This window comes from Epibacterium sp. HA2-3 (assembly GCF_055693725.2).
In genome coordinates this window covers 1-16,358 of the sequence record NZ_JBVFUL020000003.1, presented here as the reverse complement: position 1 = coordinate 16,358, position 16,358 = coordinate 1, and the positions used below count along the sequence as shown (strand labels likewise).

Annotated in this window: 10 protein-coding genes, 1 tRNA gene and 2 pseudogenes; 7 read left to right on the top strand and 6 right to left on the bottom strand. The window is 53.7% G+C overall.

Annotated features, from left to right (window positions below; genetic code table 11):
- Positions 1-331 precede the first annotated feature (331 nt).
- Positions 332-1,216, bottom strand: a complete 885-nt coding sequence (locus ACZ1HH_RS18580; RefSeq protein ID WP_472635054.1) for an ArdC family protein — start codon at positions 1,214-1,216, stop codon at positions 332-334.
- A gap of 1,216 nt (positions 1,217-2,432) precedes the next feature.
- On the opposite strand from ACZ1HH_RS18580, the gene ACZ1HH_RS18575 reads away from it, so the two are divergent.
- Complete coding sequence (locus ACZ1HH_RS18575; protein ID WP_166485477.1) at positions 2,433-3,893, top strand: mannose-1-phosphate guanylyltransferase/mannose-6-phosphate isomerase; 1,461 nt, start codon at positions 2,433-2,435, stop codon at positions 3,891-3,893.
- Positions 3,894-4,047: 154 nt separating this feature from the next.
- Here ACZ1HH_RS18575 and ACZ1HH_RS18570 read toward each other — a convergent pair.
- A pseudogene (locus ACZ1HH_RS18570) lies at positions 4,048-4,228 on the bottom strand (integrase core domain-containing protein); the annotation flags it as partial.
- Positions 4,229-4,808: 580 nt separating this feature from the next.
- Here ACZ1HH_RS18570 and ACZ1HH_RS18565 point away from each other — a divergent pair.
- Complete coding sequence (locus ACZ1HH_RS18565; RefSeq protein ID WP_472635053.1) at positions 4,809-5,669, top strand: DUF4214 domain-containing protein; 861 nt, start codon at positions 4,809-4,811, stop codon at positions 5,667-5,669.
- Between the two features lie 45 nt (positions 5,670-5,714).
- Here ACZ1HH_RS18565 and ACZ1HH_RS18560 read toward each other — a convergent pair whose 3' ends face one another.
- On the bottom strand, positions 5,715-6,356 hold the full coding sequence (locus ACZ1HH_RS18560) for a response regulator (RefSeq protein WP_472635052.1): 642 nt from the start codon (positions 6,354-6,356) through the stop codon (positions 5,715-5,717).
- A complete protein-coding gene (locus ACZ1HH_RS18555; RefSeq protein WP_472635051.1) occupies positions 6,346-8,553 on the bottom strand; it encodes a sensor histidine kinase in 2,208 nt (735 codons plus the stop codon). Before ACZ1HH_RS18555 ends, ACZ1HH_RS18560 begins: the two co-directional genes overlap by 11 nt.
- A gap of 258 nt (positions 8,554-8,811) precedes the next feature.
- On the opposite strand from ACZ1HH_RS18555, the pseudogene ACZ1HH_RS18550 reads away from it, so the two are divergent.
- From ACZ1HH_RS18550 to ACZ1HH_RS18530, 5 genes and pseudogenes are all read left to right on the top strand, one after another.
- Positions 8,812-9,057 (top strand): annotated as a pseudogene (locus ACZ1HH_RS18550) (IS30 family transposase); the annotation flags it as partial.
- Positions 9,058-9,351: 294 nt separating this feature from the next.
- Positions 9,352-9,729, top strand: coding sequence for a helix-turn-helix domain-containing protein (locus ACZ1HH_RS18545; RefSeq protein ID WP_011536556.1), 378 nt, complete (start codon positions 9,352-9,354; stop codon positions 9,727-9,729).
- Positions 9,730-10,309: 580 nt separating this feature from the next.
- Positions 10,310-10,385: transfer RNA gene (locus ACZ1HH_RS18540), tRNA-Thr, on the top strand.
- Between the two features lie 127 nt (positions 10,386-10,512).
- Positions 10,513-11,514 carry a GDP-mannose 4,6-dehydratase gene (locus ACZ1HH_RS18535; protein ID WP_472635050.1) on the top strand — a complete coding sequence of 334 codons (1,002 nt, stop codon included), beginning with the start codon at positions 10,513-10,515 and terminating at the stop codon, positions 11,512-11,514.
- Between the two features lie 821 nt (positions 11,515-12,335).
- Positions 12,336-13,640 carry a UDP-glucose dehydrogenase family protein gene (locus tag ACZ1HH_RS18530; RefSeq protein ID WP_472635049.1) on the top strand — a complete coding sequence of 435 codons (1,305 nt, stop codon included), beginning with the start codon at positions 12,336-12,338 and terminating at the stop codon, positions 13,638-13,640.
- A 104-nt stretch (positions 13,641-13,744) separates the two neighbouring features.
- Here ACZ1HH_RS18530 and ACZ1HH_RS18525 read toward each other — a convergent pair whose 3' ends face one another.
- Together ACZ1HH_RS18525 and ACZ1HH_RS18520 are read right to left on the bottom strand one after the other, a co-directional pair.
- Positions 13,745-14,875 carry a ParB/RepB/Spo0J family partition protein gene (locus ACZ1HH_RS18525; RefSeq protein WP_472635048.1) on the bottom strand — a complete coding sequence of 377 codons (1,131 nt, stop codon included), beginning with the start codon at positions 14,873-14,875 and terminating at the stop codon, positions 13,745-13,747.
- A 73-nt stretch (positions 14,876-14,948) separates the two neighbouring features.
- The gene (locus ACZ1HH_RS18520) at positions 14,949-16,358 is read right to left on the bottom strand and encodes an AAA family ATPase (protein WP_487320534.1); all 1,410 of its coding nucleotides are present in this window, start codon (positions 16,356-16,358) and stop codon (positions 14,949-14,951) included.

The following is a 16,358-nucleotide window of genomic DNA, read 5'->3' as shown; positions in this document are numbered from 1 at the left end:
AAACCGCTAACCCGCTTGACAAAGCCGCAATCAGAGAACCGTTTGTGGAACGGTTAGCACAACCGGAGGAAATTGGCGCGCGTGCTGCAAAGGCCAGTTAAGTCAGCTCTCCGGACAATGGTCAGCTTATGAGTGGAGACCCCCAGCAGGCCCCAATCGGCGATTTAGGGCATCAATGCCCGTCCACGCGAAGCGTCGGGCCTGTCGGCGGGTGGCTTTTAGGTTGCCCGCCGACAGGTCATCCTGAAACCACCCCCACTTGGATCACGCCAGAACGCAAAAGGCCCCCGCCTTCTGACGGAAGCCTCGATCATTGCGGCGGTGCGGGCTGTTACTCGGCGGCCATCCGATCGGCCTGCGCGGTACGCTCCATGATATAATCCACGGCCTTCTGCGCTTCGGACGCAGCGCGGAAAATCGCGCGGCTGTCTTCCTTCATTGCCTCCAGCCATCCTTCAACATAGGCGGCACTTTGCCCAAATTCAGGCTCCACCCCGATCTGGGCGCAAAGCATGCAATTGCCAATCTCGGCGACCAGTTCCTCGAACGCGTAGAGCTTGCGGTCATTGAACCGGCCCAAGCGGTCCAGCCGCTTTGTTGCCCCTGTCCAGTGGGTCAGCTCATGCGCCAAGGTACCGTAATATCCTGTGGCTCTGTGAAAGGTCGCGATTGGCGGCATATGGATGCGGTCGGTCTTGATGCTGTAGTAGGCGCGCGGCTCCTTGGTCACATCGATCTGCGCGCCGGTCGCGGCAAAGAAAGCCTCCAGCGCGGGATCTGCCACGGTGCCAAGATCACGGGGCGGATCGGGCAAGATGTAGAACTCGGCGGGCAAGCCGTCGATCTGGTCGGCGTTGAACACGCGGTAGGCCTTGGCATAGGGAATCTGGCGTTCCTCGCCGTTCTCGTCCTCGCGCTCGACGGTGCCGTATTTCACCACGGTAGCGGATTTCTCACCCTTGCGGACATGGCCCCCAAGCTGTTTGACCTGATTGAACGTCATCCAGCGGGCTGAGCTGTAGTCTTTCGCCATCGCTGTTGCCCAAAGCATCAGGATGTTGATGCCCCGATAGGCCTCGCCGTTGAACCGTTCCGGCAAGCTACCCCCTGTCCCTCCGCCGGTCCACGGCTTGCGCCAAGGCGGCGCCCCCGCCTCGATTTGCGCGATGATCTGATTGGTGACATGGGAATAAACGTCAAACTTCTCTGCGGTCATTTGTGACCCTCCTTCGCGTGACGCGGGCCGGGTCTTTTCCCCTTTCCGCCAATGGGCGGGCCTTCCTTCTCTGCTGTCTGGAATGCCCATGCATTCCGGACGGCAGAGCGGGTAAGGGCAAAGCCTGTCCTGCGGCCTGGTGGGGCCGTGACAACCGGGTGAAGGGCGAGAGTTTGGGAGGGAACCGCGCGCCTGCGCGTGGGAGGAACCGGAATTCTCAACCGGAACCGACGCCAAAGGCGGCGCTTGCCGGTTTTCTCGGACCTGCCGGGATGGCAGGCGGATCAACAGGATTAGAAACTGTCAGGGTTGAGGTGAGCGGGCGTCAGTCCGTCGATCCCCTGCCCTGTCTACTGCTGAAAGCGAGACCGGCACCTTGCCGGGATCACAGGATTTCTCTCGAGCTACAGGATATGCTTTTGCTCGATGCAAAACATTCTGAGATGGCGTTGTTCTCGCCAGCCAGGAATAGATGAAAAGCGTTCAGCGACTAACGTCTTGCAGGTCACTGGAATGGTCAATCCGGACCATTCACTTCTCGGCAGCATCCTACACCCTCAGGCTAAATTTGGAGATATGTGGCGCTCTGCAATGATCGACGCCCAAAGTTCTTACGTTGACCATCATCCTCGCAGATCTCATCGTGCAATGGTTATATATTCTCACCCAGATCGCTCTGTTTAAGGTTTGATCCACTGACATCGCCTTCGTGCCAGCGAGGAATAGTTTCTTATCTCTCGTACGAGCATGGACGGTGCGTCGCGTACAGTTCTGAGCTGGCGGCTTTTACACAAAATGCACGCCGACTTCTGCGGCGAGGCTCTGAAAAAGAAAGCCATCGTCAAATATGGTCCGCCAGCGATAAAGAACTCAGCCAACCACACAAGTTCTGCCCACTCTCGGCGGGCACACCCCAAATAGAGATCAACTGGATGTCATCTCTCCCTCGAGCCTGTCAATCATCCGAAAACGCAGGATGGCGAGCGTTGCACACCCCCAAGAAGAACCGATCACGGTAACATGGTGGTCGTTGACCCATCTGTGCTAAAGTGCACTCATCAGGCAACGATCAAGCGCTCTGCCTGCGCTCTCTTCTTGGTTCCGATAGTTGCCAAAAGTAGCGTCCACCGGATAGTACAGCTTTCAGCCCTGTTGGACGGCTATCGTTGATTCAACGTCAGTGAGCTTACAGGATTTACTATATGGGCATCAAAAGATGTTCGTCGCAGCTAAGTTAGAAGGGGCAGTGCGTCAGGTGATACATCCTATTTTGCTATGCGGAGGCTCAGGAACGCGGCTGTGGCCTTTGTCGCGAAAAAGCTACCCCAAACAATTTGCGCCTCTTGTTGGGGACATCACGCTTTTTCAATCATCAGCTCAGCGCTTGGCCGGAGAGGGCTTTGCCTCTCCGATGGTTGTAACCAATTCTGACTTTAGGTTTATTGTAACCCAACAAATGGCAGAAGTGGGTATTGACCCGGGTGCCATTTTGATTGAACCGGAAGGTCGAAACACTGCACCTGCAGTTCTGGCAGCTGCTCTCTTTCTCCAGAAACACGATCCTGATGGGCTGATGCTTGTAGCGCCGTCTGATCATGTTGTACCAGATTCAGAGGCGTTTCGTGCAGCCATTGCAGCCGCAGAGCCTGCGGCACAAGCTGGGCAACTGGTTACATTTGGGATAAAGCCGGACCGTCCAGAGACTGGCTATGGGTATCTTGAGCTTGCTAGTAAGCCTGAAGATTTTGAGCCTAAAGTTATTGGTCTGAAGCGGTTCGTCGAGAAACCAGATTTAGACACTGCCAAAGACATGCTCCGATCTGGAAACTTCTTATGGAATGCAGGTATCTTCTTGTTTTCCGTTGAGAGCATAATCCAAGCGTTTAAAGCTCACTGCCCACATATGTTAGTGTCTGTCCAAACGGCATTAGATCTTGGAGAGCACGATCTCGGCTTCTTGCGACTTGATCCTGATGCTTGGTCAGGCGCTGAAGACATCTCCATTGACTATGCCGTCATGGAGCGGGCAGAAAATCTTGCTGTTGTTCCCTATGCAGGTGGCTGGACTGACCTAGGCGGTTGGGATGCGGTTTGGCGTGAAGGAGTTCCAGATCAGGATGGCGTCGTCATTCACGGTCGGGCCAGTGCAATAGACTGCACGGACAGCTTGCTACGCTCCGAAGATGAACGTCTTGAGGTTGTCGGTATTGGCCTCAAGAATATTATTACGGTCGCTATGCCAGACGCAGTGCTTGTAGCTGATGTTTCCCGTGCTCAAGATGTGAAAAAGGCTGTTGAAACACTAAAAGCAAAATCTGTTCGACAAGCTGAAGCGTTTCCCAAAGATCATCGCCCTTGGGGGTGGTTTGAAAGTCTTATTGTAGGCGAGCGGTTTCAAGTAAAACGCATTCACGTCAATCCAGGTGCTGCCTTGTCTCTACAAAGCCACCATCACCGTTCTGAGCACTGGATTGTTGTCGAAGGAACTGCGCGAGTTACCGTAGATGATACAGTCAGTTTAGTAACGGAGAACCAGTCCATCTATGTTCCGCTTGGAGCAGTTCACAGGATGGAAAACCCTGGGAAGGTTCCCATGGTGCTTATCGAAGTACAGACCGGTAGCTACCTTGGTGAAGACGACATCATCCGCTACGAAGACGTGTACGCTAGGGCCTAGTATTGGCTCTCACGGCTTGATGGGGTCTTAGTGAGGGATTCACGACGTGAGGCCAGCGTGGTAGTTGGATGTCATGAGCAGTTGGACCGCCCGAAGCTGGATTTTTCCGGCTGTATCCCGATGACGGGCTGGTGACGCCATCGGGAGAATGCATGGCAATCGGGACATTGTCTCCGATTGCACTGTGAAGTCTGTCCTCGTTGTAATGTCTACGCCAATCCTTCAGCTTTTCGCGGGCGTCCGCAAGGCTCATGAACCAAGTGCGCGTTCAGGCATTCCGCCCGGAGCTTACTGTTGAAGCTTTCGACAAAGCCGTCCTGCATGGGCTTGCCGGGCGTGATCTACTGCCACACGACCTTCCGGTCTTCCTGCCATTGCAGTATGGCACTCGACGTAAGTTCGGTCCCTCCCGCCATTGTCCTCAGACCAAGTATGGATGGCCGCTTGGCAAGAGCTTTGTTTGGGTTTTGCATTCCAGTCGGTCGCGGCCGTGTATACGGCATCTCTTTGCAGCGCGTTGGCTGTGTGAACCGCGCCGGGTTTCTCGCATTGCCTGTCTCCTAGTTTGGAGAACAGGCTAAACTCAAACCGCGGGCCTTTCAGAAGAGCACGTCAGATCGAAAGCTTTGAATGCGGCGCTGAGCCTGTTTAAAGTTGTTTAAAAGCAATAGGATATTCATCGTTGGTTGTTATCTAAGAATCCGGTAGCGGCCCTTTCACGCATCCATTTTGACATTACTTAGCACAAAACGATCAGCTTTCATTGCTGTGGTTAACTTTTGCTGAGTGTCAGCTGACACCGGTAGCCCCCCTGAACAGGGGGTGCACACCTCTCAGACGTTTCCTTACGATTTCATCGACGACACCACAAACGACTATGATTTGAGCAACGAACTTTAAACTAGGGGAACCACCGTGCTTGAACTCACCATTGGCGATATCCGCCCTCTACTGTCCTTGACTACGAGTATTTTCAACAACTCAGAGTCTATCGCAGCTCAACTGCGTAGCCTCATTACAAGCCTGAACGTTCCTATTACAGCAGAGCTCGACGCTGCTCTCACCATCATCGAGCAAAATCCAATCTTGATTAAACTAGGTGTTGATGAGTTCAATGCAGGCGTAGCGGGCTTTCCTGACAGCACGCCCCTGTCAGACATCCCAGCTTTTTCTGATGTTGGAGGCAATTCAGGTGGCGGTGGCGTCATCACACCACCAACAGTTACAATAGATCCGAACGGCAACGAAATACAGACGTTCTCTCTTCCCTACTCTGATGCGTCTATTGTTATCACAGGAGAGACCGTAACGGTCACACCAGCTGGTGGGGAGTCACAGAGCCTCGTAGGCCTTGATCGGATCGTATTTGACGATGGAACACTATATCTGGACACTCAAGATGGCGCGGGGGCATTAAAAACCGCGTATAATGCTGTTCTCGGCGTAAGTACTCCCGATGCAGCGGGATTTGAGTTTTGGCTGAACGAAATCGAATCCGGATCTTCCACCTTATTTTCGGTCATGGAAGCATTTGTGAGGACTGAAAGTTTCAATGCAAAGTATGGGGATAAGTTGACAGACACATCCGCTCTCTTGGATGCCTTCTATATGGATATCTTTGGACGAGAAGCTGATGCTGCAGGAAAAGCGTTCTGGCAGGAATATATTGAGAACGGTGGGCTCGGTGTTTTGGATGAAACCCTCGCCTACTTCCTCCAATCAGACGAAGTAACGAACATCATTGGTAGCAATTTCTCTGATGGTATCTTCATCTAACAGCATACCTCTCAGAGCCCCCAAAAGCTCTGGGAGGTACAGTTGTCACCACAACCCCAACCTTTTCGAATGCCATGCAGCTTCAGCACGGGACGAGATGCCAAGCTTTGAGTAAACCTGTTTGATATACCCAGACACTGTATTTGTGGATATATTCAACTCTGCAGCGACCTCAGCATTTCGCAAACCTCTTCCAATGAGAGACAGCACCTCTGCTTCCCTTGGTGTAAGAGGCGCTTCGCCAGAAACCATGACTGTTTCTGAGAAGTGCCTCATGAGCCTTTGTGCAATTGCTGGGGAGAGTGAGGGCACTCCCATCGAAATCTGTTTCAACTGCATTGCTAAAGTGGCATGCGGTTGATCTTTTAATAGGTACCCGTTGATACCGTAGCTCAACGCCTCAACAATACTAGCATCATCTCCTGATACGGTCGCAACCACGCAAATTGCATCGTTAGACTGTTGACGAATATGAGGAACCAAAGCTGTTCCCGCCCCGTCTGGCAAATTCAAATCAAGCACATGCAAGTCGAACACTTCACTTGTCAGTAGCTTTTGGGCCTGTTTGAGAGACCGAGCCTGAGCACACACACTGTCAGGGAACGCAAGATGCACAACCTTCTCCAGCCATGCGGCGACTTCAGGCACGTCTTCGACGATTAATACAGAAACTAAACTACCTACCATGTGAGATATCTTTAAGTGGTAGAGCGGCTAGAACCTTAAATTTCCCTTCGGTTGTTTTTTCGAAGGTCACTTCACCACCTAACGAATTGACACGATATTGAATATTTTCAAGACCGTGCCCACGCTGCTCACGGTCATGTTGAACAGTCTTTGTCGAGATCTCTTCTGTATTATCATTTATAATGTTCAGGAATAACACGTCATCAGAAACATGCATGTCTATTGAAACCTTCTTGGTATCAGCATGCTCTAGTGCGTTGCTGAGGCATTCTCGCAAAATTGCCCGTAGCGTTTCACAAGCCTTGCTCGAGACTTCAACGCCTAATGTATCGCTAAGTGGCCAATCGGTCGTCACATGTAGAGAGTCAAGCAAATCGAAGGTCTCTCCGCGCAGGCTACCAACATACTCAGATAATAGCGTACGCCCTGTGGAGTTCGCATTAATGATACGCCGCATATCTGTTAGCGCAGTTCGTATAAGCTCATCTTTTCTTCCGACACTATGACTATGCAGTGCCGTTAACAGGCCTACGCTGAGGTTGTCATGCAAATCACGAGCTATTCTTGAACGTTCTTGATGAACGCCAATTGAATGAGCTGCCTGCCCTTTCAACAACTCTAACACCATGTCTCGCAGTTGATCTAAGCTCTTGCGATCTTGGCTGTCAAAAAGTCGCGCCCCATTGGATGCCCAAACCATTTCAACACATATAGTATGGTCTCTAATAAAAGGGATCTGTATGCCTTCACCATGCCGAACGATCTTCGCTTTGGAGATGTTGTCGGTGTTGGGAACATAGGAGAAGCCCAGAGGTCGGTAGATGTTCGCGAGTACCTCCTTCCAGCGTACTTGCATTTCTTGTGCATCATGGGATCTTGCCACGAAGTCCGCAAAGCCCAAAAAAGCGTTGGTTTTTCTAAAAGCTCTTCCTGTGAGTTTTGCTTGGAACCACTCACGCAAGGGTAAGTAAAAAAGTGTGACTGTTAGCAATGACACGCTCAGGGCAGATATCCTGTCGAATGACAGGCCCCAGATCAAAAGTGCGTCTAAGGACACGAGCAACAGAGCGCCACAGAAGTAATAAAGAAGTCTTGCAGACCAGATCGGCAGGTCAAAGACGTGGTATCTTTGAACCGATATCGCGACAGCAAGATACACAAGCGTAATGAGCACAAAGCTCTCTCCTTGAGAGACGAAGCCAGGCGCTCCAAACAATGTGGGAAGTGCTCTTGTTATCACGAAGCTTCCAGACCCAATGAGAGCCCCAAGCCCCAACAAACCCAGCGATCTACGGTCAACAATGTTATGTCTGCTATAGAGATATTGAACTATGATCAGCAGTAGAATTACTAGAAATATTACAACAATCGCCTGGTAGAATATGTGCAACCCACCAATCATAAGGGCTGCCGGAAGGAGCACCATAATCAGAAAAAATGAAACACTTGCTCCTTCTTTTGCCAGTTTAAGCACCTTGGGGAACGTCAAGAAAAGGCTTACGAGGCCAAATCCAAACAAAAGCGTCCCAAATAGATTGGTAACATGTAGAGCAAAAAATACTTTTTCCGAAAGCGCGATTTCACGAGTGCTATAGATTGCCGCAGTTGTCGCAGAAATTTGCAAGCCAAAGCCCGAAAGGAGCAGCGAGATAGTTGATTGTTGTTTTGGCCTCAGGCTCCAAACCCAAGATCCGATGAGCACTGCAAAAAAGCCAGCACCTGTTTGCAACCAAAAATCAACAGGTAGTGTCCCGATAGGCCTGCTTTCCGTCGCAAAAACTTGGATCCACTCTTGCTCGTTACCGCTCGTCTCTAACGCAAGTTGGAGAGGCCCGATCTCTAGGGCTTCAAAAAGCAGGCCACTTTGAAAAAAAGCATACAGCATTTCCTCCCGACTGGGCAAAATGTCGGGTTCTTCCAAGAAGGCGTGATAAGTAACCAGAAGCTCATGGCCATAAACGTCCTTGATCGAGGCGACTGTCTGCCCGACCGATAAGTCGCTGCTCTTGTCAGTTACACTAGTAATGACAACCTGTTCATCCCCCTCCACCCCTAACGAAAAACCTACGCTAGGTTGGTTAGTTGCGAGCATTATAGCCAGAGCCAAAATCGCTGTGCACAAGAAGAGTACCATGGCCATAAGCCGTACTGGCGCCAAAGCGACATTTTTGAGCTTGTTGATTACATTACCAGGCATCACAAATCGCATCACTCTCATACAGTTCCGAGATAGCAGATTGTGAACCAACACGTCGCGGGAAATAAGCACCTCGTACCTTCTTAAAAGATCTATACACGACCGGACAATACCGATCCTGGGCGTCTAGTCCCAGACTGTGATGGAGTGGATCGAGCTTGAAACGCTGACCTTGGGATGCCCAGATTTTGTAAATGCACTTAAACGGTGCCGCGTATTCAAAGGATAGCAGCGCGGAACGCTTCTATCACGATCTGCCAAAGCATGTCTCACAGGCCTGACCGTATCTCAGAGCGCGCAGAGTTCAGTCATTGGGAGTGCGATCTGATGATTTGCTGCAAAGAACATGGAAAGGTGAACGTGACATTGCTCGCCGAACGCGTGAGCCGGTAGACTGTCGTGATGCGCAACGAGGGCCGGCAATCTAAAGCGATCCTAGAGGCGCTGACCAACGGCCTGGCGCCCCTACCCGCCGATGTGCGTCAAGCAACCACCACCGCCCGCATTCGAGCATCGACGGACTCACCTCGCGAGACTATTGCCAATGGTCAAGAGAGGACCAAACCCGGAACAGAGCTAACTGAAAAATGCTGCCTCTAAAGGGAACACGTCCTTACGAATGCATCTGTAAACTCTGGACAGCAGAGCCAAATAAATTCATCATTCAGCCTATCCAACGAATATTGCGACGCGGCCTAAGCGAGGTTAGACACATAGGCCTGTGTCGAGCTGGACTTTTGGTCTACACTCCATATCATTCAAGCTTAAAGCAAAGCATTTCTAAAAAAGGATAGATCCATGCCGCACCCGGTAGATATTCATGTCGGGAAACGCATTCGAACCCGGCGTTGGACAGTCGACGAGACGCAAAAGTATCTTGCGGAAAAAGTTGGGGTCAAGTGTCAGCAAATACAGAATTATGAGGTGGCATCGAACCGTGTCAGTGCCTCTCGACTATGGGATATCTCAAAGGTTCTTGGCGTAGATGTGACGTATTTCTTCGAAGGTTTTGATCCGAGACAGGAGACATCCGACACGCATGAATTTCATAGAACCGCATCTCAAGAGAAGGAAGCCATCGCACTTGTGCAGAGCTACTACAAGATCCCGAAACATCAACGACCCATTTTCCTCCAGCTTGCCAAAAGCTTAACGGACAACACACCCGCAGACTAGTTTTGCCGCAGCCCCCGCAAAACATTGATGAGTGCAAACAACCGCGCGCCCAAACAAACAGTTCCCGCCCTGTTCTTGATTAGACGTCCTAGATTGCACGGACGCCCCCCACCGCGATACCTGCCCCGAGCGTTCTGCAAGTCATCAAGCGTCTACCGATAATTCCGGCTCTAGCCACAAACGAAGCTTTGGGAAGAGATACGACACCCCAAAACCAAAGTGCCGCAGCCCTCCCCTATGCCGGTACTTTGAGCGAACAGATCTTGGGTGGCCTGAGAGATACTCCGCGCAAGCCTGTGCTCAAGCGACACGGCTAAAGTGAAACTAGGCCGTACACATCTCTGGCCAACAAATGCCGCGACAAGTGCGCCGAGCATTTGAGCAATGTAACAACGCCAGGACTGCCGCACTTGCGCAAAACGGAGAAGCAGAATACCAAAATCCAATCTGCGGAGGCTCCTTGCGACCGAAGGATATCAAAAGGGCAGATCCTCATAATATCAAGAGCAATAATCCACCAGAACTTGAGAGAGGTTTGCACTTGCAGAGTTTTTTCGCAGAAGTTAGTGCATACGCCAAAGCCCCTATAGCTCAGCTGGTAGAGCAACTGATTTGTAATCAGTAGGTCCGCGGTTCGAGTCCGTGTGGGGGCACCATAAGGCACCGGAGAATACCTGTTCCTGCGTTTGCCTCACATATCTTGTTTCCAGCTTTCTACCATCCCTGAGTTGTGCTCTCGCAGGGAGCATTGACACCCCCGTCCACACAGGCCACCTAAGGGCCATGCGAACCGCTCTCATCACCGGCACGGCTGGCTTCATTGGCTACCATCTTGCGACTTATCTTCTAGCCTCAGGCTGGCAGGTTGTAGGGCTCGATTGTCTTTCACCTTATTATGACATCGCCTTAAAAAGGCGCCGCCACGCTATGCTGGAGGTCAACGATAATTTCATCCCTGTGATCGGCAAGCTCGAAGATCCAGGGCGCTTAATGGGCCTACTCGCTGACCACAAACCCAATGCGGTGATCCATCTGGCCGCTCAAGCCGGAGTGCGCCATTCAATTGACGCGCCGCGCGACTATCTCGAGGCCAACCTGATAGGTACTTTTGAAGTGCTGGAAGCTGCCCGCGCGCATCCGCCCGAGCATATAATGATTGCCTCCACGTCTTCGGCTTATGGTGCCAATACCAACATCCCTTTCGATGAGCACCAGAAAGCAGATCATCAAATGTCATTTTATGCCGCCACCAAAAAGGCGGGCGAGACGATGGCTCATTCCTATGCACACCTCTATGGCCTACCAACCACCATGTTCCGGTTCTTCACGGTGTACGGCCCCTGGGGTCGACCGGATATGGCGTTGTTCAAGTTCACCAAAGCGATAGAGGCCGGTGAGGCGATCGATGTCTATAACCATGGACGCATGAGCCGAGACTTTACCTATATCGATGATTTGGTGGCGGGTATCACCGGACTGATTGAGGCAGTGCCCGGTGATACGCCTGTCTCTACGCAAGACACCCTGAGCCCAGTTGCCCCTTTCAGGATCGTCAATATCGGGGCCTCAAAACCCACGCCGCTGATGGATTATATTGCTGCGCTAGAAACCGCGCTAGAGACCACCGCCCGAAAGAACTTGATGAAGATGCAGCCAGGAGACGTGCCGGCAACCTGGGCAGACACCACTTTGTTGAGCCAGCTTACCGGCTATGAGCCTCAGGTTAGTGTCGAAGAGGGTGTCGCCCGTTTTGTCGCTTGGTACCGAGGCTATTATGCCAGCTGACCAGAAAATAGATGCTGCTTCCACGCCGTGAGCGGTCTAATCATCCAGTTACCTCCCCAAAGTTAAGCGATATGAGCTTTCGAACCTTCGCACCACATAAGTCATAAATACTGACCTATTGTTTCGCGCGCGAAACAATAGGTACGAATCGGACCTATCATACCGACACCTTTTTGCCTCACCTGCGTGCCCTCAATTAGCTTATGATCCGCGCAAGATTTTGGCTCTCACCTCGGTACGCACATATATACCTTTCCCAACCCTTCACCTGATGAAGCGTGGGGCAAGAGGTTAAAGCGAAGAACCGCTCTGATACGCGTTGCAATAGTTGGCACACGACATACTGGAGTTTTCCCTGTCATCTACCTTTCTAATTTCGAGCACGAGAGTACGGTCAAGTTCGCGCGACAGCAGACAGACGACATATCGATTTACAAGCCGGATATGGGGATCGGTTGGCACGCAATGCCGCTAGTGTTCTGACCAATAATCTGACCGCGACTATCGCCGAAGTTGATGCCGTTGAGGAGGTTCATGCCACGCAGACACTCTTCACCCACCACAACTACACATTGCTTGATCTCCATTTTCCCAAGGTCCAAATAGGTCAGCAAATATGACCTATTGTTTCGCGCGCGAAACAATAGGTCCGAAGCGGAACTAAATCATCCACGCCATATTGCTTTACGTCTGCGCCTTCATCAGACTGTGATCCGGATAAAATTTCGGTTCCAGCTCTTCATGCCCAGGTATATGTCTGATCCCCAACACTCCGCCTGCTCAAGCAGGGGACGATGAGGCTACAACAAAGGACCATCCCCATGCGCATTGCAATGATTGGCACCGGATATGTCGGATTGGTCTCCGGCGTCTGCTTCTCCGATTTCGGCCATGATGTGACCTGCGTCGACAAGGACGCAACAAAGGTCGCGCGACTGCAAGCAGGCGAGGCGCCGATCTACGAACCCGGGCTTGAGGATCTGATGGCTCGCAATGTCGCAGCCGGGCGGCTATCATTCACTGATGATCTGGCCACCGCCGTTGCCACAGCTGATGCGGTGTTCATCGCAGTCGGAACGCCGACGCGGCGCGGCGATGGTCATGCTGATCTTACGTATGTGATGGCCGCCAGCGAAGAGATCGCCGCCGCCCTGCAGGGCTATACCGTGGTGGTGACCAAGTCCACCGTGCCGGTGGGCACCAACCGGCAGGTGAAACAGGTGATCGCCAAATCAAACCCAACGGCAGAGTTTGACGTGGCCTCCAACCCGGAATTCCTGCGCGAAGGAGCGGCGATTGATGACTTCATGCGCCCGGACCGGGTGGTGGTGGGGGTGCAAAACGAACGCGCGGCCGAGGTCATGGCAGAGATCTACCGGCCACTTTACCTGCGCGATTTCCCGATCCTCACCACCGATCTCGAAAGCGCCGAGATGATCAAATATGCTGCCAATGCATTCCTGGCGACCAAGATCACCTTCATCAACGAGATCGCAGGCCTCTGTGAACGGGTGGGGGCCGACGTCAAGGAGGTCTCGCACGGGATGGGGCTGGACGGGCGCATCGGCAATAAGTTCCTGCATGCAGGCCCCGGCTATGGTGGGTCGTGCTTTCCAAAGGACACCGCCGCGCTGGCCCGCATTGGCCAGGATCATGGCTATCCGATGCAGATCACCGAAACGGTGATGCGCGTCAATCACGAGATTAAGGCGCGGATGCTGGAGAAACTGCGTGACGCCTGCGACGGCAGTTTCAACGGCAAGACCATCACGATTTTGGGCGTGACGTTCAAACCCAATACCGATGACATGCGCGAGGCGCCGAGCCTCACCATCGTGCCAGCCCTCATCGGCGGCGGCGCCAAGGTGCGGGTGGTGGACCCGCAGGGCGAAGCAGAGGGGCGCGATCTCCTGCCTGGCGTCAAATGGGAAGAGGATCCCTACAAGGCTGCGCGCAATGCCGATCTGGTGGTGTTGCTGACCGAATGGAATGAATTCCGCGCCCTCGATCTCAAGGCTCTGGCGCGAAAGATGGCACAACCTCGCATGGTTGACCTGCGTAATATCTATACCGCCAAGTCTGCCCGTCAGGCAGGTTTTGAAACCTATATGTCAGTAGGGCGCTGAGCTGGTTGACCGCTGCCGTATTTGGATATTCTTTCAAAAGTAAGATCCTGATACAGAAGCATCAGGATCTTTTACCTTGTCCTGTATCCCTGAAGGATTCACTTTCAACGCTGTCGCAGCCAGTCTTTGAGGGCAGTCAACAGAGCCGTATCAACACCTGGACCAGTTAGCTCGATACGCTGATGGGAAGGAGAATAATCTAGGTGTACACCAGTGCTTACGGGCATGCTCCCCCGTTCACTATCTTCGTTCTGATCAACCGGGTCCAAATTGCGTACCTGCGGCATGAGAGTAGGGCTGTCCGAGGTGGGAGGAGTCTGGGGCGTTTCTTCGGGATCAGATCCTGCAGGGGGTGTTTCAGTTACATCCGCGATTCCACTTTGCTCATGCGCAGCAAGGAGGTCGCTCAGAAGTGCCTGTTCTTCCTCGGCATCGACACAGGGACGCTCTCTCAGCTTCTGCGCTACTTCCTGTGCAAATTGCGGAGTTTGCGCAAAAGCGCGCGCCAGTCCCAGCCCTAGCTTTTCGGGGATCGCGGTGGGATAGCGCAGCACATCGTCCAACGCCTCGACCAGCGTCACAAAGCTCGCAATCTTGGAGCGCTTGGCACGGGGCACGTTTTGAAACAGCCCCAGGAGCGCCTTGCGTTGATCCGGATAGACCCCTTCGGCCAAAGCCTGCACCGCGATGCGGGCGCGCTCATAATGGCTGAGGTTCACCCGGATTTCGTTTTCCTCGACCATCGCCAGATAGGCATCCGCCGCGCTCTCGGGACGCACCACCAACGCCTTGATGGTGGCGAACTTGGGATCTGATGTCTCTTCATAGAGTCTGCGCAGCGCCGTCAAACGCCGCCAGCCGGAGATCAGCCCATGGGTTTTCTCACCGTGAGCGTCTTCGCGTTTGACCACCTCGATTGGAGTATGCTGGCCGCGCGCCTTGAGCGACTCCATAAGCCCTTGCATGTCATCTTCGCCCTGCACGATGCGGTCCCGCACAAGGTAGGTCTCGTCGATCGCGCCAAGCGGCAGTTCTTCGATCATCAGCCCCTTGGTTCGGGCACGCTCCAGCACACCGGAGAGTTCTTCGAGCGCCGCCGACGCCGAGGTATCAGACGCCACTTGCGCAATTGGAGCCGCCCCCATCGAGAGCGGACCAGGGGCACTGGCCCCAGCTTTTTCATTGCCGCTGAGATAGGTGGGCTGGGCTGGGGTCAGCCGTTTGCGTTTTGCCATTGTTATTGTCCTTCCTCATGCCGCTACTCGAAGCCACAGGCCCAGAGCATCGCAGCCCGATCCTAATACCGCCTCAGGAGGCCGCTCGTTCTTCCTGCACCGCCAGCTCTTCACGCCTCCAGACGCCATTGAGCAGCCGCTTGAACGCCGCATAGGTTTCATCAAATGTCTCGCGGCCTCGCGCATAGGTCTCACGGTTGAAGTCACGGTAATCCGCCTCGTAGATCCCGTTGACCTGCTCGCCGGCCTGACCGATCAGCGCGGTGAAGTCCTGGCGGTGCGGCGACAGGGTTGGCCCCATATAAGCCTGCACCAACCCCGCCAACTCGCCCTGCTGGGCGCCGTCGTAGCGGGTGATCACCGCCCGCACCGCATCCCATTCAAAGCCGATCTCGGGGCGACCCAAAGCACGGGCCGCGAGGTTTTCGCCCTCCTCAATGGAAGCAAAGGTGGAATGTAGCATGTCAAAGAAACGGCCGGTGGAATCAAACTCTAGGAAAGACGCCCCCATCGGCACCAGCAGAATGTCCGCCGCTGAGAGCCCATTGATGGTGAGGTAGCCAAGCGCCGGGGGCGTGTCGATGAAGACCACATCGTATTGATCGAGCACCCCGTCCGCCTCGAGCCGGTCGGTGAGCGCGTCCCACAGTTTCCACGAGCGCGCCGCCATCCGCCAGACTGGGATTTGGAACTCCGCCCAATACAAATTCAGCTGGGCGCCGATGAGGTCGATGTTGGGCCAATGGGTGGGCTGGATCACATCCTTGGCCGTCATCTCCATCGCGGCGGTGAGACTCTCGTCGAGGGGCTGCGGCGCATCCCCCCGATCCAGACGGCGCTGGTTTTCCACCCGCAGGTGTTCGCCGTAGTGCCGTGCCAGAAGCGGGAAGGCGGTCTGCCATTCGTCCTCGATCTTTCCTCCAAAAATGGAGGTCATCGAGCCTTGAGAATCCAGATCAATGACCAGAACCTTGTAGCCATCCAGCGCAGCCGACATCGCCAGATGCGCCGCGGTCGAGGTCTTGCCAACGCCGCCTTTGAAGTTTGCCACGGCCACCAGTTTGGCGGGCAGACCTTCGGGGCGGTAGGGGAGGTAGTTCTTGGCCTTGGAGCCTTGGGCCGCAAAAAACGCCCGCAGGCGCAGTACCTCATCCAGGGTGAACCATTTGGCACCGCCCTCGGTTTCCGAGCGCCCCTGCGGCAGGTCCGGATTGGCCTTGAGCACGCGGCGGAAATGGGCCTGCGCGACGGGGATCAGATAGCGGGTGATCTCCCAGGTGGAGAACAGACGCAGGTTCTTGGACCCCTCTTCATTGAGACCGCGACTGGCGAGATCCGCACGTCCCCGCGCGCAGCCTTCGGCAATCTCGGCAAAGCGCGCGGTGTCGGTCGGCTGGTCGAGCTCCGCCATCGCGGCATCGGGATCGATATTGAAATAGGGGGGCAGGGCGGCGCCTGCCTTGCTGTGGATATCTTTGGCCAT

Excerpts from the sequence above, each read along its gene's own strand:
- ACZ1HH_RS18580 (WP_472635054.1), bottom strand. The coding sequence starts at position 1,216 with ATGACCGCAGAGAAGTTTGACGTTTATTCCCATGTCACCAATCAGATC.
- ACZ1HH_RS18575 (WP_166485477.1), top strand. The coding sequence starts at position 2,433 with ATGTTCGTCGCAGCTAAGTTAGAAGGGGCAGTGCGTCAGGTGATACAT.
- ACZ1HH_RS18560 (WP_472635052.1), bottom strand. The coding sequence starts at position 6,356 with ATGGTAGGTAGTTTAGTTTCTGTATTAATCGTCGAAGACGTGCCTGAA.
- ACZ1HH_RS18555 (WP_472635051.1), bottom strand. The coding sequence starts at position 8,553 with ATGCCTGGTAATGTAATCAACAAGCTCAAAAATGTCGCTTTGGCGCCA.
- ACZ1HH_RS18545 (WP_011536556.1), top strand. The coding sequence starts at position 9,352 with ATGCCGCACCCGGTAGATATTCATGTCGGGAAACGCATTCGAACCCGG.
- ACZ1HH_RS18535 (WP_472635050.1), top strand. The coding sequence starts at position 10,513 with ATGCGAACCGCTCTCATCACCGGCACGGCTGGCTTCATTGGCTACCAT.
- ACZ1HH_RS18530 (WP_472635049.1), top strand. The coding sequence starts at position 12,336 with ATGCGCATTGCAATGATTGGCACCGGATATGTCGGATTGGTCTCCGGC.
- ACZ1HH_RS18525 (WP_472635048.1), bottom strand. The coding sequence starts at position 14,875 with ATGGCAAAACGCAAACGGCTGACCCCAGCCCAGCCCACCTATCTCAGC.
- ACZ1HH_RS18520 (WP_487320534.1), bottom strand. The coding sequence starts at position 16,358 with ATGGCCAAAGATATCCACAGCAAGGCAGGCGCCGCCCTGCCCCCCTAT.